19 protein-coding genes and 1 tRNA gene are annotated in these 21,029 nt (G+C 32.5%); 6 read left to right on the top strand and 14 right to left on the bottom strand.

What is annotated here, in order from left to right:
- Nucleotides 1-31: 31 nt before the first annotated feature.
- The 7 genes from KQS_RS05520 to KQS_RS05555 all read right to left on the bottom strand — a co-directional run bounded on the left by KQS_RS05520 (nucleotide 32) and on the right by KQS_RS05555 (nucleotide 7,417).
- Nucleotides 32-766: an acyl-[acyl-carrier-protein] thioesterase gene (locus tag KQS_RS05520; protein ID WP_014388207.1), complete on the bottom strand. Its 735-nt coding sequence runs from the start codon at nucleotides 764-766 to the stop codon at nucleotides 32-34.
- Nucleotides 766-1,701, bottom strand: a complete 936-nt coding sequence (miaA, locus tag KQS_RS05525; RefSeq protein WP_014388208.1) for a tRNA (adenosine(37)-N6)-dimethylallyltransferase MiaA — start codon at nucleotides 1,699-1,701, stop codon at nucleotides 766-768. Before miaA ends, KQS_RS05520 begins: the two co-directional genes overlap by 1 nt.
- 59 nt (nucleotides 1,702-1,760) lie before the next feature.
- Complete coding sequence (locus tag KQS_RS05530; RefSeq protein ID WP_014388209.1) at nucleotides 1,761-3,122, bottom strand: exonuclease domain-containing protein; 1,362 nt, start codon at nucleotides 3,120-3,122, stop codon at nucleotides 1,761-1,763.
- A 134-nt stretch (nucleotides 3,123-3,256) separates the two neighbouring features.
- Nucleotides 3,257-3,949, bottom strand: coding sequence for a YggS family pyridoxal phosphate-dependent enzyme (locus KQS_RS05535; protein ID WP_014388210.1), 693 nt, complete (start codon nucleotides 3,947-3,949; stop codon nucleotides 3,257-3,259).
- Nucleotides 3,950-4,244: 295 nt separating this feature from the next.
- Entirely contained in the window at nucleotides 4,245-5,465 is a 1,221-nt protein-coding gene (locus KQS_RS05545; RefSeq protein ID WP_014388212.1) for a DUF1015 domain-containing protein, read from the bottom strand.
- Nucleotides 5,466-5,532: 67 nt separating this feature from the next.
- Complete coding sequence (locus KQS_RS05550) at nucleotides 5,533-6,423, bottom strand: 3-hydroxyacyl-CoA dehydrogenase family protein (protein WP_014388213.1); 891 nt, start codon at nucleotides 6,421-6,423, stop codon at nucleotides 5,533-5,535.
- A gap of 28 nt (nucleotides 6,424-6,451) precedes the next feature.
- Complete coding sequence (locus KQS_RS05555) at nucleotides 6,452-7,417, bottom strand: Gfo/Idh/MocA family protein (RefSeq protein WP_014388214.1); 966 nt, start codon at nucleotides 7,415-7,417, stop codon at nucleotides 6,452-6,454.
- A gap of 133 nt (nucleotides 7,418-7,550) precedes the next feature.
- Here KQS_RS05555 and KQS_RS05560 point away from each other — a divergent pair, with 133 nt between their 5' ends.
- Together KQS_RS05560 and pafA are read left to right on the top strand one after the other, a co-directional pair.
- Nucleotides 7,551-8,192: a protein-L-isoaspartate(D-aspartate) O-methyltransferase gene (locus KQS_RS05560; protein ID WP_014388215.1), complete on the top strand. Its 642-nt coding sequence runs from the start codon at nucleotides 7,551-7,553 to the stop codon at nucleotides 8,190-8,192.
- A gap of 7 nt (nucleotides 8,193-8,199) precedes the next feature.
- Nucleotides 8,200-9,813 carry an alkaline phosphatase PafA gene (gene pafA / locus KQS_RS05565; protein ID WP_014388216.1) on the top strand — a complete coding sequence of 538 codons (1,614 nt, stop codon included), beginning with the start codon at nucleotides 8,200-8,202 and terminating at the stop codon, nucleotides 9,811-9,813.
- Nucleotides 9,814-9,874: 61 nt separating this feature from the next.
- Here the strand turns inward: pafA and lysA are convergent, their stop codons facing one another.
- A complete protein-coding gene (gene lysA / locus KQS_RS05570) occupies nucleotides 9,875-11,080 on the bottom strand; it encodes a diaminopimelate decarboxylase (RefSeq protein ID WP_014388217.1) in 1,206 nt (401 codons plus the stop codon).
- A 210-nt stretch (nucleotides 11,081-11,290) separates the two neighbouring features.
- Here lysA and sucC point away from each other — a divergent pair, with 210 nt between their 5' ends.
- Both sucC and KQS_RS05580 read left to right on the top strand, forming a co-directional pair.
- On the top strand, nucleotides 11,291-12,484 hold the full coding sequence (gene sucC / locus KQS_RS05575) for an ADP-forming succinate--CoA ligase subunit beta (protein WP_014388218.1): 1,194 nt from the start codon (nucleotides 11,291-11,293) through the stop codon (nucleotides 12,482-12,484).
- A 96-nt stretch (nucleotides 12,485-12,580) separates the two neighbouring features.
- A tRNA-Ala gene (locus KQS_RS05580) sits at nucleotides 12,581-12,654 on the top strand.
- 19 nt (nucleotides 12,655-12,673) lie between these two features.
- Here the strand turns inward: KQS_RS05580 and KQS_RS05585 are convergent.
- On the bottom strand, nucleotides 12,674-13,438 hold the full coding sequence (locus KQS_RS05585) for a TIGR02757 family protein (protein WP_014388219.1): 765 nt from the start codon (nucleotides 13,436-13,438) through the stop codon (nucleotides 12,674-12,676).
- Nucleotides 13,439-13,522: 84 nt separating this feature from the next.
- Nucleotides 13,523-14,206: an ABC transporter ATP-binding protein gene (locus KQS_RS05590; protein WP_014388220.1), complete on the bottom strand. Its 684-nt coding sequence runs from the start codon at nucleotides 14,204-14,206 to the stop codon at nucleotides 13,523-13,525.
- A 113-nt stretch (nucleotides 14,207-14,319) separates the two neighbouring features.
- On the opposite strand from KQS_RS05590, the gene msrA reads away from it, so the two are divergent.
- Entirely contained in the window at nucleotides 14,320-14,967 is a 648-nt protein-coding gene (gene msrA / locus KQS_RS05595) for a peptide-methionine (S)-S-oxide reductase MsrA (RefSeq protein WP_014388221.1), read from the top strand.
- Nucleotides 14,968-14,994: 27 nt separating this feature from the next.
- Here msrA and KQS_RS05600 read toward each other — a convergent pair whose 3' ends face one another.
- From KQS_RS05600 to glyA, 4 genes are all read right to left on the bottom strand, one after another.
- A complete protein-coding gene (locus KQS_RS05600; protein ID WP_014388222.1) occupies nucleotides 14,995-15,375 on the bottom strand; it encodes a VOC family protein in 381 nt (126 codons plus the stop codon).
- Between the two features lie 37 nt (nucleotides 15,376-15,412).
- Nucleotides 15,413-17,629, bottom strand: a complete 2,217-nt coding sequence (locus tag KQS_RS05605) for a M20/M25/M40 family metallo-hydrolase (RefSeq protein WP_014388223.1) — start codon at nucleotides 17,627-17,629, stop codon at nucleotides 15,413-15,415.
- A gap of 30 nt (nucleotides 17,630-17,659) precedes the next feature.
- Nucleotides 17,660-18,247, bottom strand: coding sequence for a tRNA-(ms[2]io[6]A)-hydroxylase (gene miaE, locus KQS_RS05610; protein ID WP_014388224.1), 588 nt, complete (start codon nucleotides 18,245-18,247; stop codon nucleotides 17,660-17,662).
- 84 nt (nucleotides 18,248-18,331) lie between these two features.
- On the bottom strand, nucleotides 18,332-19,606 hold the full coding sequence (gene glyA / locus KQS_RS05615; protein ID WP_014388225.1) for a serine hydroxymethyltransferase: 1,275 nt from the start codon (nucleotides 19,604-19,606) through the stop codon (nucleotides 18,332-18,334).
- 112 nt (nucleotides 19,607-19,718) lie between these two features.
- Here glyA and fahA point away from each other — a divergent pair, with 112 nt between their 5' ends.
- A complete protein-coding gene (gene fahA, locus KQS_RS05620) occupies nucleotides 19,719-21,005 on the top strand; it encodes a fumarylacetoacetase (protein WP_014388226.1) in 1,287 nt (428 codons plus the stop codon).
- Nucleotides 21,006-21,029 lie beyond the last annotated feature (24 nt).

Consider the following 21,029-nt stretch of genomic DNA (forward strand, 5'->3'; position numbering starts at 1 on the left):
ATTTTGTTTTTTTGTTCAAAATGGTATTGATTTAGAGTTGTATTTCTAAGACATAACATATCTTTTCGTTTTTTGTGATTGAAAAATCAATAGTAGTATCTTTTTTTCTAGAATGTAGTTGAACAATATCTAATAAATTAACTTCTTTTAAAAAATTGATATCTATTGATTTAATTTTTTGATTAAGAATGATTTCGGGTTCTAATGTGTCTAAACACCATTCTAGATATTTAACATTATTAACATGATTAATAATATCAATATCAGATAGTTTAACCACTTTTTCTGCTACAATTTCAGTATGTAATGGAAGGTTTATTTTAGTTGTTCCTTTATTAGTTGCGTCAATAGCAAATTTTTCAAAATGTTCGTGTGGAGAGGCTAAGTTTTCTGGACGTCTTGTTTTAGTATTGATTACTACCCAAAAAGTTTCACATCCTGCAATTTTTTCATCATTAACGTACATTTCTAAACATCGAATGGAACGTGAATTTTCTAACGATTTTATCCAAGTTTTTACCATAACTTCATCTTGCCATTTGGGGAGTTTAGAAATTTCAACACGCATTCTACTCAAAACCCAGGCTTGATGATGTTCTTGCATATCAGCATAGCTAATTCCTCCCAATTCAGCATGTGTGCCCGCAGTGAGTTGAAAGAAATTGCATAAATCCGTGTATTTTAAATAAGCAGTTGGGGTGCAGTTTAAAAATGTGATTTTATGTGTTTCTTCAAATAGTGAAGTAAAGTTGGGTGATACAGGCATTATTTTAATTTAGAAGTTATATAGTCAATGATAGTTTTTCGATCACAAAGATAATCAAACCAAGTGGTATTTTCTGTTCGTTTGAACCAAGTCATTTGACGTTTTGCAAAGCGACGGGTATTCATTTTTATTTGTTCTATTGCTTCATTTAATGATGTTTTTTGGTCGAAATAATCAAAAAGTTCTCTGTATCCAACGGTTTGTAAGGCATTTAAATTTTGATGAGGAAGTAGGTTTTTTACTTCTTCAATCAAACCATCAGCTACCATTAAATCGACACGTTGATTTATTCGGTCATACATTATTTCTCTTTCTGCTTCTATACCAATTATAACAGGTGTGAAATTACGTTTGTTGGTGCGTTTACCAATAAAACTGGAATAGGGAAGACCACTACCCATACAAACTTCTACAAAACGTTTCATTCGTTGTGGATTTTGAAGTGTTTGTGGATTCTCAATAGTTATTTTTTGATAATAGGCTGGGTCTAATTCTTTCAATTTTTCTTGTAGAAATTCGATTCCTAAATCTTCGTATTTTTGATTGATTTCTTCTCTAACAGAAGCAGCAATAGCTGGAAATTCATCAAATCCTTTTAAGACAGCATCTACATATAAACCGGAACCACCCACCATGATTTGGATATTATTTTGTAGAAATAATTCGTCTAATTTTGTCAAGGCTTCTTGCTCAAAATCACCCACAGAATACGATTCAAAAATCGATTTGTTTTGAATGAAATAATGTGGTGCAGCGGCTAATTCTTCTTCGGAAGGAACTGCGGTACCAATTTTCATTTCTTTGAAAAATTGACGGCTATCACAAGAAAGTATAGAACAACCAAAATGTTGTGCCAAAGTAATGCTTAAAGCTGTTTTGCCAATAGCTGTTGGACCAATGATGGTTATAAGATAATTTTTAATTTCTGGTTTCAAGTTTCAGATATTTAGTTTCAGGATTCAGATGTTGTTTCAAGTTTTAGCTTTTTCTTGCATTAAAACTTCTGAATACGTAATACTTTATTTTTTCTTAAGTACAACTGAATAATCGTTTTAGTATCGCGATTACTTTGCATCGGAATTATAATATTCTTTAGTACCTCTACATTGGTTATTTGGTAATTTAAATCGAAAAAACAATACCCTTTATAAACCCCATTTTCAATTAAAACGGCACTACGTTCTTCAATACTTCTGCCTTTATCAACAATAACCATATTGTCGTTTTCAAATTGCATGTTTTTCATGAATTCTTCCACTCTGCAATTATAGTCTTCTACCGGTTCTTTTTCAACACAGGCTCCTTTACATTCTTTAATCTTGTATTGAAAACAAGCGGCTTTAGATTCATACAAACCATTTAGTTTTTGACATAATTGGTATTTTTCCGTAATTCGGAATAAAGCATTTTTACCTTCCATTAATGAGGTAAAGGAAGTCAGTTCTTTTTTCCGACCATCTGCTTTTTCAACACTTAATCGAAGATAACCCAATGCATCTTTCGAAGCATAAAGTGCCCATTGAAATATACTTTTTCGTTGTGCTCTGTTGTAAACGGGTTTGTTTATTTTTATTTCTTCACTTTCTTTTAACAACGCAATCAGTTCACTTCCTGTTTCTTCAAAAGTAACCGCAAAAACATCGCGTTGTATTTTTTTACTTTTAGAAGAAGTTCCAGTAAAATGTTGGTTGACTCTTTTTTTAATATTTTTACTTTTTCCAATATAAATTAAATCCCCTTTTTCATTATGAATGTAGTAAATCCCCGTTTTGGAAGGTAAATTTTCTACAATATCTAATAATTTGGGCGACATACCGGCTTTGATTTCGGTCTTAACAAAACTCTTCACGATTTCTTTTTCTACGTCCTTAGCCAACAACATTTTAAAGAGTTTTACTGTTGCCATGGCATCACCACTTGCACGGTGTCTGTCGGCCATTGGAATTCCTAAAGAGCGTACCAATTTTCCTAAACTATACGATGGTAAATCAGGAATGATTTTTTTAGATAATTCAACCGTACAAAGCGTTGGTTTTTTGAAATCATACCCTAAACGACGAAATTCTGTTTGTAAAATGCGGTAATCAAAAGAAGCATTATGAGCAACAACTACACAACCTTCAGTAATTTCAATAATACGTTTGGCGACTTCATAAAACTTAGGCGCACTTCGTAACATGGCATTATTAATACCAGTTAGTTTTACCACAAAGGGTTGAATAGGTATTTCAGGATTGACTAAACTGATAAATTGATCTACCACATCATGGCCATCAAATTTATAAATAGCAATTTCGGTAATACCTTCTTGATTGTATTGCCCACCAGTGGTTTCTATGTCGAGTATTGCGTACAAGGCCCCCTAGCCCCCAAAGGGGGAATATTTAAAATTAATACTAGAATTTTGTGAAATCATAATAATTCAATTATTTCTATGTGTATGAAATCATTTTATTGGTACAAATATATAAACAAAAAAAGTCACCATTTCTAATTTCCCCCTTTGGGGGTTAGGGGGCTTCTATTGCCAAAGATACTACTTCCAATTCGAACCATGGTACTTCCACATGAAATAGCCAATTGATAATCGCCACTCATACCCATGGATAACGATTGAAGTTTAATGTTCATCGTATCAATTTGTTTGTATTTATCGAAAATCGTTTTCAGCTGTTTAAATTCTTTTTCAATCTGGTTTAGATTATCAGTGAAGGTAGCCATTCCCATTAAACCTACGATTCGGATATTTTTAAAGTTCTCATTGTCATTCTGAACTTGTTTCAGAATCTCATCTAATTCTTGTTCATTTAATCCAAATTTACTTTCTTCTTCTGCAATATGCACTTGAAGCAAACAATCAACAATTCGATTGTTTTTTTGGGCTTGTTTGTTGATTTCTTCTAACAATTTCAAACTATCCACACCATGAATGAGACTTACAAATGGTGCGATTAATTTCGCTTTACGCGATTGTAAATGCCCAATAAAATGCCATTCAATATCTTTAGGCATTTGTTCGTGTTTATCTACTAATTCTTGTACATAATTTTCACCAAAAATTCGTTGACCTGCATTATAGGCTTCCATTAAATCGGAAATTGGTTTCGTTTTAGAAACGGCAACTAAGGTAACACCTTCTGGGAGTTGGGATTTTATGTTAGTTAGGTTTTGAGTTATTGACATTTTTTTTGTCGTAAAAATATTTAACAATTAGTTGAATAAAAAATATAATAATTATAAAAATAAAGCAAATAATAATTAATCCAAAAACAGCTAACATTGGGTTGTAACATCTTATTTCTCTTTTTTGAATTAAATTATTATTATAAACAATTAAAATTATACTTAATAGAATTTGAAGTATTAAATTTAATAATGTTAGCTTGTTTAGTGAAATAAATTTATTTTTTATTATTACAATTGAACCCAATATTATTTGAATTATAATGGGTAATAAAATAATAATATTTATCATTTTTTACAACTCATACACTACCAATCCACTTCTGAATTTTGGTTCAATATAAGTTGATTTGGGAGGCATAATTAAATTATTGTCAGCTAGAGTTTTGATTTCATTAATATCGGAAGGGTAGAGCATAAACCCAACTTCAAATTCACCTTCATCTATCAAATCTTTAATTACAGAAACCGATTGCTTTCCTGAGATATAATCAATTCGTTCGTCGTTTCGTAAATCTTCAATACCTAATAAAGGATGCAATACTTTATCATACAGAATTTGTGCATCTAAATTTTCTAATAAACTCGTATCACTATTGCTTTCATGTTTATAAAATAAAGCATAAAAACGTCCCTCTAAATACATGCCAAATTCAAATTTATTTTGGGGTTTCCAAAGTTCTTGGTCTTTAACTTTTATAATGAAATTTTCCGCTAATTTCTGAATAAAAACTTCTTTACTTAAGCCATTTAAATCGCGAATTAACCGATTAAATTCATAAATTTTCACATTACTTTCTGCAATTAAAAAACTCATGAAAAAATTTAAATTTGGATTGCCTAGATGTTGGTCTTCTTGAAATAATAATTCAGCAGATGCCGAACGATGATGTCCATCAGCAATGTATAAATTCGGAATTTTTTCAAAATGTTCGGTTAACCAATCGATTTCACTTTGAGTATCAATTTTCCAGAGTATATGTCGCTCTTTATTTGTGGTAGAAAAATCATAAATTGGTTTACTTTGTTTTCGTAACGCAATAAAGGTATTGATTTCAGTACTATCAGGATAGGTAATTAAAACCGGTTCAGTATTGAAATGGGTTTGATGTAAATAATCCTTAAAAAGTTCTACACGGTATTGCAACGTATCTTCGTGTTTTTTTATCACATTATTTTGGTAATCAATCACTGAAGTACCGGCAATAATACCTGTAAATTTTTGATTTTTGGACTGAATTTCATACAGATAAAATACCGCTTTATCTTCTTCAATTAATATTTCGTCCGATTTAAAATCTTGGTATTTATGTGCAACTCCTTTAAAACGTTTGTCGAGTGTAATTTTTTGAGAATACACATAAGCCGGATTAATCACATGTAAAAACGAATACGGATTAAAACTCAACCAAGCGGCAAGCTCTGCTGAACTGTAATCATCATAAGTTCTACATGTAACTAATGCTACTTTATCGGCTGTTGGTCGGACCGCTTTAAAAGGAATGATTTTTGCCATTTAATTGAGTGATTAGTAATTAGTGATTAGTAACTAGCTATTCACTAATTACTAATCACTTTTCACTTTATTTTGAAAATTGTTTTGAAACTTTTTCAGCTTTTTTACTTTCTGAATAATCATAGAAGCCTTCACCAGATTTAACCCCTAGTTTACCAGCCATAACCATATTAACTAACAAAGGACATGGGGCATACTTTGGATTTTTAAATCCGTCATACATTACGTTTAAGATAGATAAACATACGTCCAATCCAATAAAATCAGCTAATTGTAACGGACCCATTGGATGCGCCATTCCTAATTTCATAACTGTATCAATCTCATAAACGCCACCTACACCGTTGTAAAGTGTTTCAATAGCTTCGTTAATCATTGGCATTAAAATTCGGTTTGCTACAAATCCAGGATAGTCGTTAACTTCGGTTGGTATTTTACCTAATTTACAAGACAATTCCATGATGATTTTAGTTACTTCATCAGAAGTGTTGTACCCTCTAATGACTTCCACTAATTTCATAATTGGCACCGGATTCATAAAGTGCATCCCAATTACTCGCTCTGGATGCACTACATTTGCAGCAATTTGAGTAATCGAAATTGAAGAAGTATTGGTTGCTAAAATCGTATTATGGTCGCAAACTTCACTTAATTGCTTAAAAATATTAAATTTTAATTGTACATTTTCAGTGGCAGCTTCAATAACTAAATCACATCCAACTACGCCATCTTTAATGTCTGTGTAGGTAATAATGTTGCCAATAGTTTTATGTTTGTCTTCTTCTGTTATGCTACCTTTTGCAACCATACGGTCTAAGTTAGTAGCTATAGTTGCCATTCCTTTTTCTAAAGATTTTTCAGAAATATCAATTAATTTTACTGGAAATCCACATTGTGCAAAAGTGTGCGCAATTCCATTTCCCATGGTTCCAGCTCCAATTACTGCGATTGTTTTCATATCGTGTTTATGTGTTTGTTTTAAATATTTATTTCTCCATTGAATCGATAATCATGTACGCTACTCTTAACGCTTCTGTTCCATCCTCTAAGGTTACAATAGGTGATGTATTCGTTTGGATGGCGTCTGCAAAAGTTTCCAATTCGTCTAAAATAGCATTGTTTAATTGCACTCCAGGATTATCAAAATAGATTTGTTTTTTTATTCCTTCTGCATTTTGTAAAATCATATCAAAATCACCCGGAACTTCAGGGGCGTCTTTCATTCGAACAACTTCACATACTTTATCTAAATAGTCTACAGAAATATAGGCGTCTTTTTGAAAGAAACGAGATTTTCTCATGTTTTTCATTGAAATTCGACTGGATGTAATGTTGGCCACACAGCCGTTTTCAAATTCGATACGGGCATTGGTAATATCAGGAGAATCCGAAATTACGGCAACACTACTCGCATTTACCGATTTCACTTTCGAACGCACCACACTCAAAATAGCATCGATATCGTGAATCATTAAATCCAATACCACAGGTACATCGGTTCCTCTTGGATTAAATTCAGCTAATCGATGGGTTTCAATAAACATTGGATTTTTAATTTTATCCTTAACGGCAGTAAATGCAGGATTGAATCGCTCTACATGACCTACTTGTCCTTTTACACCATGTTTATTTGCTAAGGCTATAATTGCTTCAGCTTCCTCAACTGTATTGGCAATTGGTTTTTCAATAAAAATATGTTTACCAGCTTCAATAGCTAATTTGGCACATTCAAAATGTTGCAAGGTAGGCGTTACAATATCAACGACATCTACAGCTGCAATTAAAGCCTCCATCGTATCGAATTTAGTGTAACCAAACTCAGCAGCAACTTTTAGGGCATTTTCTTCAAAGGGATCAAAAAAGCCAACTAATTCATATTTTTCAGATTGATTTAATAATCGTAAATGTATTTTTCCTAAGTGACCTGCACCTAAAACACCAACTTTCAGCATATAAAAATTAATTTGAACAAAAATACAATTAAAGTTGAAAGTTTGAAGTGTAAAACTTTAAAAGTTTTTAGAAAATCGTACTTGGATTTTGTTTATTAAGCTTTAATTTTACCAAACTAAAAATGCCTGCAAATTGAAAGATACAAATAAACATCAAGGACTAAGAAATCAATTGGTTAAACAATTACAAGACAAAGGTATTACCGATGTGAATGTATTGGAAGCCATAAGAAAGATTCCTCGACATTTATTTTTGAATTCGAGTTTTGAAGATTTTGCTTATCAAGATAAAGCGTTTCCTATTGGGGCGGGACAAACGATTTCTCAACCTTATACGGTAGCTTTTCAAAGTCAGTTGTTAGAAGTAAAAAAGGGAGATAATGTATTGGAAATTGGAACTGGAAGTGGGTACCAAACGGCTGTTTTAGTTACCATGGGTGCAAAAGTTTATTCTGTAGAACGTCAGAATGAATTGTTTAAATCGACGTCCTTGTTACTTCCCAAATTAAATATTCGTCCGAAACATTTATCATTTGGAGATGGCTATAAAGGCTTGCCACAATTTGCTCCTTTTGATAGTATAATTGTAACGGCGGGTGCACCAATCATTCCGCAACCTTTAATGGCTCAATTAAAAATAGGAGGTAGGTTGGTAATTCCATTAGGAGATAAAGAACAAATCATGACACTATTGATACGTAAGAATGAAACGCAATTTGAAAAACATGAATTTGGGGAATTTCGATTTGTTCCTTTATTAGAAAATAAAAACTAAAAATATAATGATATTAGAGATGCGAAATATTGCAATTGCCTCATTGTTTACTGTTTTAGGATTTGCACAAGAACGACCAAAATTGGTAGTAGGTATTGTAGTAGATCAAATGAAAATGGAATATTTATATCGATTTTCAAATGATTTTTCAGAAAATGGTTTTAAACGTTTAATGAACCAAGGGTATACTTTTCACAATGCCCATTATAATTATATGCCGACGTATACTGCGCCTGGGCATGCTTCTGTTTTTACTGGAACTACACCAGCTGTTCATGGCATCGTAGGTAATGAATGGTTCAATAAAGAAACCAGTAAAGAAGTATATTGTACTGAAGATGAATCTGTAACATTGTTAGGTAATGGAACGGAAAGTGAAGGGAAAATGTCACCTAAAAATTTACAAGCTACAACAATAACTGATGAGTTGAAATTGGCTACTAATTTTAAAGGAAAAGTCATAGGGATGAGTATTAAAGATCGAGGGGCTATTCTTCCGGCTGGGCATTTTGCCAATTGGGCTTTTTGGTACAGTAAAACAGGTGAATTTGTTTCTAGTACTTTTTATGGAAAAGAATTACCGAGTTGGGCTACTCAATTCAATGCAGAAAAAAACTATTTGACTTATATTGAAAAAGGTTGGGATTTATTTAAACCCAAAGAAACATACAATGAAAGTTTAACAGATAATAGCCCTTACGAAGGTAAATTATTTAAAAAGACACCTTTCTTTCCCTATAATTTGAAAGATATGTTTGAAGCAAATGATGCTGGGGTATTAAGAACAAGTCCGTATGGGAATAATTTATTAGTAGATTTTGCAAAACGTGCCATTGTAGCTGAAGAGTTAGGTAAAGATGAGACAACTGATTTTTTAACGGTTAGTTTTTCTTCAACGGATTACATTGGACATGTTTTAGGGCCTCGTTCTGTTGAATTACAGGATACCTATTTACGTTTAGATGCAACTATTGCAGATTTTTTAAATTATTTAGATGCAACTGTTGGAAAAGGAAAGTATTTAGTGTTTTTAACTGCAGATCATGCCGGTGCAGAAAATGTAACTTATTTGAAAGACAACAAATATGATGTGAATAATTTGAACTCTAAAAATATTCAACAAGACATTAAAGAATATATTGAAAAAACTTTTGGAGACAATTATTTATTAGATTATTCTAACTATAATGTGTTTCTAGACAAAGCCAAATTAAAGCTTAAGAATATTGATCTTGAAAAAGTAAAAAGTTCGGTTAGAGAATTTTTACTGGCTCAAAAGTACATTAAAAATGTATATACTGAAGAACAAATTCAACTTTCTTCAACAACAGATTATTATTTACAGGCCATTAATAAAGGGTATGATCCAAAACAAAATGGAGAATTAATTTTATTGTTAAAACCTGCATATGTTGAATATTCGGCAACAGGAACTACTCATGGATCACCGTATTCTTACGATACACATGTACCAGTTTTATTTTATGGATGGAAAATAAAGAAAGGCGAAAGTTATGCTAAGAAATACATTACTCAAATTGCTCCAACATTGGCACAAAAGTTAAAAATTACGATGCCAAATGGAACACAGTCAGAGGTATTAGAAGAAATATTAAAATAATAAAAGCGCATCAATGAGATGCGCTTTTTTTGTAAACAACTAAACAAAAAAAGTATAGAAATTAGATTTCTAATACAACTTGATTTCTTAAAATATCTTCAAAAGTTTCTCGTTCACGTATTAAATGGCCTTTTCCATTATACCATAATACTTCTGCAGGTTTGGTTCTTGAATTATAATTGGAACTCATAGAAAAACAATAGGCTCCAGCATTTTTAAAACATAAAATATCGCCCTCATGAATTTCTTGAATTCTTCTGTTATTGGCAAAAGTATCGGTTTCACAAATGTAACCCACTACAGAATAATAGCGTTCTTTTCCTTTAGGATTAGAAATGTTTTCAATGAAATGTTCTGAACCATACAACATGGGTCTGATTAAATGATTAAATCCTGTGTCGATACCAGCAAAAACAGTAGAAGTTGTTTGTTTTACAACATTTACTTTTGCTAAGAAAAATCCAGCCTCACTCACTAAGAATTTTCCAGGTTCAAAAGCTAATGTCAACGTTCGACCGTATTCTTTTTCAAAAGCTAAAAAACGTTTGGTTAATTTTCTTCCAAATTCTTCTACATTGGTTTCAATATCCCCTTTTTTATAAGGAACTTTAAATCCACTACCAAAATCAATAAAATCTAATGATTTGAAATGTTTAGCGGTTTCAAATAAAATTTCAGCGGCATATAAAAACACATCTACATCTAATATATCAGAACCTGTATGCATATGGATGCCATTGATATGCATTTTTGTGTTTTCAATAATTCGTAAAATATGAGGTAATTGATGAATTGAAATTCCAAATTTACTGTCAATATGACCAACAGAAATATTAGCGTTTCCACCTGCCATTACATGCGGATTAATACGAATACAAACCGGAATTTCAGGATGTTTTGTTCCAAATTGTTCTAAAATAGATAGATTGTCTATATTAATTTGAACTCCTAATGCAGCAACAGTTTCTAATTCCTGCATTGAAACTCCATTGGGTGTGTAAATTATGTCTTTGGGTTGAAAGCCAGCATGTAAACCCAGTTGTACTTCTTGTATAGAAACTGTATCTAATCCACTTCCAAGATTTTTAAGAAATTTTAGAATGGATACATTGGAAAGTGCTTTAACCGCATAATGTATTTTAAAATTTTCTACCTTACTAAAAGCTTTGGTTAAGCGGTGGTATTGACTACTAATTTTTTCTGCATCATACACATACAAAGGTGTGCCAAATTCTTGTCCTAAGTTTACTAAATCCTGATAAAGCATAATTTTTTTTTGCAAATATATTGCCTAACATTTTATTTATATAAAAAAACAACAAAATATAACAAAAAATAACAAAATGTTATATAAAATTATTTTATATCAAATAAAAACTATACCAAATTACCTAAATTTATCATTAAATATTAGTCAATTATAAATTAGTTTGTTATTTTTGTGCCACTTTATAAACAAGATTAACTCATACATATTATGAACTTACACGAATATCAAGGTAAAAGTATATTAGCTAGCTATGGAGTACGTGTGCAACGTGGTCATGTAGCAAACAATGCTGAAGAAGCAGTTGAAAAGGCTAAACAATTAACTGCTGAAACTGGTACAGGTTGGCATGTAATCAAAGCACAAATTCACGCAGGTGGAAGAGGAAAAGGTGGTGGAGTTAAGTTAGCAAAAAACTTAGACCAAGTTAGAGAAATTGCTGGACAAATTATTGGAATGGATTTGATTACACCTCAAACACCTCCAACTGGTAAAAGAGTACACAAAGTGTTAGTTGCTGAAGATGTATACTATCCAGGAGAATCTGAAACAAAAGAGTTCTATATGTCTGTTTTATTAAACAGAGGAACAGGTCGTAATATGATTATGTATTCTACTGAAGGTGGAATGGATATTGAAGAAGTGGCAGAACATACTCCAGATAAAATTTTTACTGAAGAAATTGATCCAGCTTATGGATTACAAGGTTTCCAAGCTAGAAGAATTGCTTTCAACTTAGGTTTATCTGGTGAAGCTTTTAAAGAAATGACAAAATTTGTTGATGCTTTATACAAAGCTTATATTGGTTCTGATTCTTCAATGTTTGAAATTAATCCAGTATTAAAAACTTCAGATAATAAAATTATGGCTGTTGATGCTAAAGTTACTTTAGACGACAACGCTTTATACCGTCATGCTGACTTAGCTGAAATGCGTGATATTACAGAAGAAAGACCAATTGAAGTAGAAGCTAAAGAAGCTGGATTAAATTATGTTGATTTAGATGGTACTGTAGGTTGTATGGTTAATGGTGCTGGTTTAGCAATGGCTACGATGGACTTAATTAAATATGCAGGTTTTGAACCAGCAAACTTCTTAGACGTAGGAGGAACAGCAGATGCAAAACGTGTTGAAACAGCATTCCGTATCATTTTAAAAGATCCAAATGTAAAAGCAATTTTAATTAACATCTTTGGTGGTATTGTTCGTTGTGACCGTGTTGCACAAGGTGTTGTTGATGCTTATAAAAATATGGGTGATGCAATTAAAGTGCCAATCATTGTTCGTTTACAAGGAACAAATGCTGAGGTAGCAAAAGAATTAATTGATAATTCAGGTATGCCAATTTTATCTGCGGTTCAATTCCAAGAAGCAGCAGATCAAGTAAAAGCAGCTTTATCTTAATAAGACAAGTTATTTATAAATAGGAATCCCGACAATTGTCGGGATTTTTTATTTTTAGTATTAATTTAAAAAAAATAATTATATTTGAACTGTTTTGGGGGATTAGCTCATTTGGCTAGAGCGCTACGCTGGCAGCGTAGAGGCGACCGGTTCGAATCCGGTATTCTCCACTAAATTTACTTTTTACGATTAAAACCCTTCAAAAACGCCTAATCCAAATAAGGCAAAATCGTATTTCACGGGGTCGTTTTTATCTAATTTTCTCAGATTTTCATCCAATTCTTGTAGTGCTTTTGCATCGTTTTGTTTTCGATTTAATATTCCTAACTTACGTGCTACATTCCCTGAATGTACGTCTAACGGACAGGATAAGGCCGACATAGGTATGCTTTTCCATATTCCAAAATCGACTCCAGCTGCATCTTGTCGGGCCATCCAACGTAAAAACATGTTGATTCGCTTTGCAGCAGAGCCGTTTAACGGATCAGATACATGTTTTGTAGTTCTTGGTAAATGTTGCTTTTCAAAAAAAACGTGTTTGAACTTTGATATGGCTTCTTGTGTAGAAGTTGTTGTTGTATTTTTTGCAAATACGGCTTCTAATCCGTTGTGATGTAGGTAAATATTTTTTAAACTCTTAATAAAGTATTTGACATCTTCATGATTAAAAGTACGATGAACAAATGTATCTAAACGATTTAAATCGTGATCGTGATGGCTCAGTACAAAATCATAAGGACTGTTGCCTAGGGCTTCCATTAATTTATGGGCACTATTAATAATCATTTTACGATTCCCCCAAGCTATGGTAGCAGCCAAAAAACCAGCTATTTCTCTATCTTCTTTTAATGTATAGCGATGCGGAATTTGAATGGGATCCGATTCAATAAAAGTAGGATGGTTGTAAAGGTCTACTTTTTCATCTAAAAATTCTTTTAATTCGGATGGCGTCATAGAATAAATAAAAGTCTTATATAGCCCAGATGGAAGCAAACTACCGTGTAGTGCAAACAGCTGGAAGAAAATATGTTATGAAAACTAAATGGTCTGCTCCTGATTTTGTAAAATGCCATCCATCATGACTAATTTTCTATCGGCCATATTGGCTAATTCTTCGTTGTGAGTGACAATTACAAATGTTTGTCCAAACTCATTACGCAATTGAAAAAACAATTGGTGTAAGTTTTCTGCAGACGTATGATCTAAATTACCTGAAGGTTCATCAGCAAAAATGACGGCCGGATTATTTATTAAGGCTCTTGCCACCGCCACACGTTGTTGTTGACCACCAGAAAGTTCACCTGGTTTGTGATGCATACGGTCTTCCAGTCCTAAGTATTTTAATAAACGAATGGCTTCTTTTTCGACTTCCTCCTTAGATTTATTTGCAATAAAGGCAGGGATGCAAACATTTTCTAGAGCTGTAAACTCAGGTAATAATTGATGAAATTGAAAGATGAATCCTAAATTTAAATTTCTAAATTTAGACAATTCTTTGTCTTTAAGTTTAAAAATATCGTGGTTATGTATGTTTAAATGACTGTTAAGTTTGTCGTTTTTACTGGGTAAATCTAAAGTGCCTAAAATTTGAAGCAAAGTAGTTTTTCCAGCTCCAGAAGGACCAACAATAGCAACGATTTCGCCTTTATTGATTTGTAAACTTACATTTTTTAAAACATGTAAATCACCATAGTGTTTGTTGATATTTGTTGCTCTAATCATAATTTCAATTTGTACAAAGTAACGAAGAAAAAATAAATTAAGAAACAAATCTAAAACATTAGTTAAAACGTAATTAAAATTAAAATGTTTATGCTAATTTTGAAAGAAAAGCGATGAAAATAGTATTATCAATTAGTGCATTTGTTTTGTTTTTTTCCTGTGGAAATAAAGAGGTAAAGGCACAAAATGTAAAATCAAAAAATAAAGAAAGTAAAGTTATTATGAATGATTCCGTTCAGGTTGCCACATTTGCGGGTGGTTGTTTTTGGTGTACAGAAGCGATATTTTTAGAAGTTAAAGGAGTACAAAAAGTAGTTTCGGGTTATACCGGTGGATTTATTAAGAATCCGGCTTACAGAGAAGTGTGTAATGGAACGACTGGTCATGCAGAAGCCATTCAAATTACTTTTAATCCTAAAGAAGTGGCTTATGAAGATTTACTAGAAATATTTTTTGCTACACATGATCCTACAACATTAAATAGGCAAGGGGCAGATGAAGGAACACAATACAGAAGTGCTATTTTTTATCATAATGATGAGCAAAAGAAACAGGCGGAAAATTACATACAACTAATTGAAAAAGAAAAGTTATATTCCAATCCAATAGTTACTCAATTAGAACCTGCAGCACCGTTTTATTTAGCTGAAGACTACCATCAAAACTATTACAACCAAAATCAAGAACAAGGTTATTGTAGAATGGTAATTTCGCCAAAATTAGATAAGTTACGAAAATACTATGCTAGTAAATTGAAATAAAAAATCCGACGTTAATGTCGGAATTTTTTATTCATTTGCAGGTTCCCATAATTGGATTTTATTGCCTTCTAAATCAAGAATATGGACAAATTTTCCATAATCGTAGGTTGCAATTTCATCCAATACAGTTACTTGTTCTTTTTTAAGTTCTTCAACAAGAGCAACTAAATTTTCAACTCTATAGTTAATCATGAAATCTTTGGAAGAAGGTTCAAAATACTTAGTTGATTCAGCGAAAGGAGACCATTGCGTGGTTCCTTTTACAGCCGAGTTCTCTTTGTCAAGCCATTCAAAACTTACTCCGTAAGGGGTGGTATCTAATCCTAAATGATTTTTATACCATTCATTTACAGCATTTGTATCTTTACATTTAAAGAAAATACCACCAATACCAGTTACTTTTTTCATTTATTATAATTTAAGTTTTAAATATAATAATTTTTTATTAGAAAGTAACTTTTACAGTCATGGGTTTACCGTTTCTTATAAAATTCACTTCTTTAACATCACCAAGATTGATTTTTCCTAAACAATCCATATAAGAATAGACTTCTTTTATTTCGCAGTCACCAATTTTGGTAATTACATCGCCTTCTTTTATTCCTGCTAATTGAGCAGGTCTTCCTTCGGTAACACCATCTACATGTAAACCATCTCCATGGTCAGTATAATCAGGCATAATTCCTAAAGTTACTTTATATTTAGGCATTTTCTTTTCAGAAGTAATTTTGGTTTTAGTAAATTCTACCTTGTCATATTCAGCAATGGCATCAACCAATCTGTTTACATAACTAACAATATTAGTTACACCATAGTAATTTATTTTATCTTCGTCATCACTTGGTTTATGATAATCTTGATGGGTACCTGTGAATAAAAATAAAACCGGTATATCTTTTAAATAAAATGAAGTATGATCAGATGGACCAATCCCCGTAGTTTCTTGAGTAATTCCAAATCCGGCAGGCTTATTTTTTTCTACTAAATCTGGAAATAAAGGTGAAGTCCCTGTTCCACCCACGATTAAACTTTTTTTATCATCTAAACGTCCAATCATATCCATATTAATCATGGTTATTACATTTGGAAAATAATTTTTTAACGTTTCTGCCATGTCTTTAGAACCAATCAATCCGTCTTCTTCACCCGAAAATAGCGCAAAAATTAGATTTACTTTTTCTTTTCTTTTATTTTGAGAATACAGACGTGCTAATTCTAAAACTCCCGCTACTCCCGAACTATTATCGTCTGCGCCATTATGAATTTCACCTTTAGAATTTGGCTTTGTTGAATTATTATGTTCATTAAACCCTAAATGGTCATAATGTGCTCCAATTACAATCGTATTTTTAGCTCCATTATCAATATAAGCCATTACATTATGTCCTTTAATTTCAACTCCTTTTGAAATTGTATCGTGTGGATTAGTTCTATAAGAATATGTAAAAGGATGGATGTATTTGTTGTTATACGGTTTAAGCTTTAACTTTTTAAATTCTTGTTCAATATAAGTTGCGGCTAATTTTTCTCCTTTTGAACCCACTAATCTACCTTCTAAGGCATCTGAAGCTAAATAAGTAATGTGTTTCTTTAGGTTAGGTGTTTGAATATTTTCAGCTTCATCAGTATCAACCCAATCAGCAATAAAAACGTTGGTTTCTCTTGGTGCGCCTTGTCTGTTACTTGAAAATACTAATTTTTTTCCATCGGGTGAAAACATGGGAAAAGCATTAAATTCACTTTCCCAAGTAATCTGTTTTAAACCAGTACCATCAATATTTATCATGTACAATTGGAAGTCATAACCTCTTACCGCATGATGATTGGACGAAAAAATGATTTTTTTATCAGAAGGGTGGAAGAAAGGTGCCCAATTGGCCTTTCCTAAATTAGTGATTTGTTTTAAATCGCTTCCATCAACATTACAGGTATATATTTCCATGTTTGTAGGAGCAACTAAATTTTCAGCTAATAAATCTTTATATTCTTTAATTTCTTCTGCTGTTTTAGGACGAGAAGAACGAAAAACTAATTTTTTACTATCATGAGAGAAAAAACACCCACCGTCATAGCCTAATCCAGATGTAACTTGTTTTAAATTGGTTCCATCAATGTCCATTGTCCAGATTTCTAAGTCGCCACTTCGAATACTGGTAAAAGCAATTTTTTTTCCATCAGGAGAAACTACCGCTTCTGCATCGTATCCCGGAGAATTGGTTAATTGCTTAACAATTTGGCCTTTATTATCGGCCATGTATATTTCAAATTCAGAATATATAGGCCATAAATATTTACCATCTTTCGGTTTTGGTGGTGCAGGACAAGCTTGATTCGCCGCGTGTGTGGAAGCATAAATGATGTGTTTTCCATCGGGCATAAAATAGGAACAAGTAGTTCTTCCTTTTCCTGTTGAAACCAATTTTAGATTATTGAAATCGGTAATCGGTTGGGTTAGGTCTAACGAGTAAATTTGGTCACACTGTACTCCAAATTGTTTATTGGTAACTTGTAGTGTTAGGTTTTTACTATCAGGACTAAAATAGGCTTCAGCATTATCACCTCCAAAAGTTAATTTTTTAATGTTTTTTAAATTTCTTTCTTGAGCAACACTTACAATAGCAAAAGAAAGTAATGATATGAATGCAATTTTTTTTACGAACATTGGTAGTAGATTTTAATAAATTAATAAAAATTAACCATGAATTGTTTCTTTTTTTCCATATTTAGCGATAACAGATGCTTCAAAATCCAGCCACTCTTGCCAACGTTTTTCAACATCTATTTTTTCAGCATATTTTCGAGCAAAGCCTATAAAAGTAGTGTAATGACTTGCTTCGCTTTCCATTAAATCTCTGTAAAATTGGGCCAGTTTTTCATCATTGATATTCTCTGAAAGTACTTTAAAACGTTCGCAACTTCTGGCTTCAATCATGGCTGCAAATAACAACCTTTCGATTAAACCTGCTTCCCGACTTCCATCTAAATGGTCTTTCATGTATCGAGCCAATTCATTAACATAGTCGTCTTTACGTTCTCTTTCAAATTCCAATCCACGTTCTTTGATTAAATCATGAACCATTTTAAAATGTTCCATTTCTTCAATAGAGATTTCCAACATGGCCGAAACCAAATCTTCTTTTTCTGAATTGTTAATTATCAGATTAATTGCATTGGTAGCTGCTTTTTGCTCACACCAAGCATGATCACTTAATATTTCACCGATATTGCTTTCTACAATATTTACCCATCTTGGGTCGGTAGGTAATTGTAAACGTAACATTGACATATATTTTGCTTAAAAAAGGTTTAATGTTTCCTGAGAAAGCATTAAACCTTTGATTAAATTATCTATTTTAAGTAGAAATTAAAAAGTAAACATTGGTCTTTCAGCCATCAATTCATTTACTTCTTCTGCTACTTGTTCTAAAACATTTTCATCAGAGATGTTCATTAACACTTTATCAATTAAAGCAACAACTGTTTCCATATCTTCTTCAACTAAACCTCTAGTAGTTATAGCAGGTGTTCCAACACGTATTCCAGAAGTTACAAATGGCGATTTATCATCGAAAGGAACCATGTTTTTGTTCACAGTAATTTCAGCTTTTACTAAGGCATTTTCTGCTTCTTTTCCTGAAATTCCTTTATTTCTTAAATCAATTAACATCATGTGATTATCTGTACCACCTGAAATGATGTTATATCCTCTTTTTACAAATGCAGCCGCCATTGCTTGGGCGTTTTTCTTCACTTGCATAGCATATTGGAAAAACTCATCGGTTAAACATTCTCCAAAAGCCACCGCTTTAGCCGCAATAACATGCATTAAAGGTCCGCCTTGGTTTCCAGGGAAAACCGACATGTCTAACACATGAGACATCATTCTAATTTCACCTTTTGGTGTAGTTAATCCCCACGGATTAGGAAAATCTTTCCCCATCATAATCATACCACCTCTTGGACCACGTAATGTTTTATGAGTCGTTGTGGTAACGATATGACAATGAGGAATAGGGTCGTTCATCAAACCTTTGGCGATTAATCCAGCCGGATGTGAAATATCTGCCAATAAAAGTGCTCCTACTGAATCAGCAATTTCTCTGAAACGTTTAAAATCCATATCACGTGAATAAGCCGAAGCCCCTGCGATTATAATTTTAGGTTGCTCTTTTGTTGCTATTTCTTGAATTTTATCATAGTTAAGAACACCAGTTTCTTGATCTACACCATAGAAAACAGGATGGTATAATTTTCCTGAAAAATTAACTGGAGAACCATGAGTTAAGTGTCCACCATGCGATAAATCAAATCCTAATATTTTATCACCAGGTTTTAAACAAGCAGCAAATACAGCAGTATTAGCTTGCGAACCAGAATGCGGCTGTACATTTACATATTCTGCTCCAAATAATGCTTTTGCTCTATCGATTGCAATTTGTTCAACAATATCAACTACTTCACAGCCACCATAATATCTTTTACCAGGATATCCTTCAGCATATTTATTAGTTAAACATGAACCTTGAGCTTCCATTACTTGGTCGCTTACAAAGTTTTCAGAGGCAATTAATTCAATACCATGAATTTGTCTGTCTTGTTCATCTAAGATAAGGTCAAAAATTTGTTCGTCGCGTTGCATTTCAGTATTTTTATTAAAATTTGCCCAAAAATACAAAAAATGTTTGGTAAATAGAATGTATAGTTTAATTTTGATTGCTTAATATTAATTAAAAAAAACAAACCACATATTTATGCCAAATTATGCTAATGATCCAAGTAGAAAATCTTGGTTAGATGTACCACATAACAGCGATTTTCCTATTCAAAATATTCCTTTTGGGGTTTTTATTACTAAAGATGATGTAATTACCATTGGAACTAGAATTGGAAATTATGCTATTGATATGGGGGCCTTACAACAGTTAGGCTATTTTGAAGGAATTGAATTAACGGATGATATGTTCATGCAAGATTCCTTAAATGATTTTATTTCGGATGGAAAAAAAACATGGCGTTTAGTTCGCAACCGATTATCTGATATTTTTTTAGATTCCAACCCAAAATTACGCGATAATGCTTCTCACAAAGAAGTGGTGATTTTTGATATTAATGAAGTTGAGATGTTGCTTCCAGTACAAATTGGGGATTATACGGATTTTTACAGCAGTAAAGAACATGCTACTAATGTTGGGAAAATGTTCCGTGATCCTGAGAATGCCTTGTTGCCGAATTGGTTGCATATTCCAGTAGGCTACCACGGAAGAAGTTCAACTATTGTACCTAGTGGTATTCCAGTTCATAGACCATACGGACAAACGTTACCTAATGGGGAAACACAACCCGTTTTTGGACCTTCAAGATTGGTTGATTTTGAGTTGGAGACAGCTTTTATTACAACAGATGCCAATTTAATGGGTGAACCCGTATCGGTTAAAGATGCGGAAGAGTATATTTTTGGAATGGTTTTGTTTAATGATTGGTCTGCTCGTGATATTCAGAAATGGGAATATGTGCCACTTGGACCTTTTTTAGCTAAAAACTTTGCTTCAAGCATATCTCCATGGATTGTAACTTTGGATGCTTTAGAAGAATTTAGATGTGATTCTCCAGAGCAAAATCCAACGCCATTACCTTATTTACAACAAACTGGTAAACATGCTTTTGATATTAATTTAGAAGTTTCTATTCAACCTGAAAATTCTGAAGAAACAGTAGTTTCTAGAAGTAATTTTAAATACATGTATTGGACTATGAGTCAGCAATTAGCTCATCATACAATTAATGGTTGTAGAGTCAACTCAGGAGATATGATGGGTAGTGGAACAATATCAGGTCCAACAGAAGATTCATTTGGATCTATGTTAGAGTTAACTTGGGGAGGTCAAAAACCATTGAAAATGAAAGACGGAACGGAGCGAAAGTTTATCAATGATAATGATACAGTAATTATTCGTGGTTATTGTCAAAACGATCAAGTGAGAATCGGTTTTGGAGAAGTTTCTAGTAAATTACTTCCTGCCTACGAATTAAAATTTTAATAAAAAATAAATGAGTACTTTTAG

This window comes from Flavobacterium indicum GPTSA100-9 = DSM 17447, from assembly GCF_000455605.1.
GTDB classification, from domain to species: Bacteria; Bacteroidota; Bacteroidia; order Flavobacteriales; family Flavobacteriaceae; genus Flavobacterium; species Flavobacterium indicum.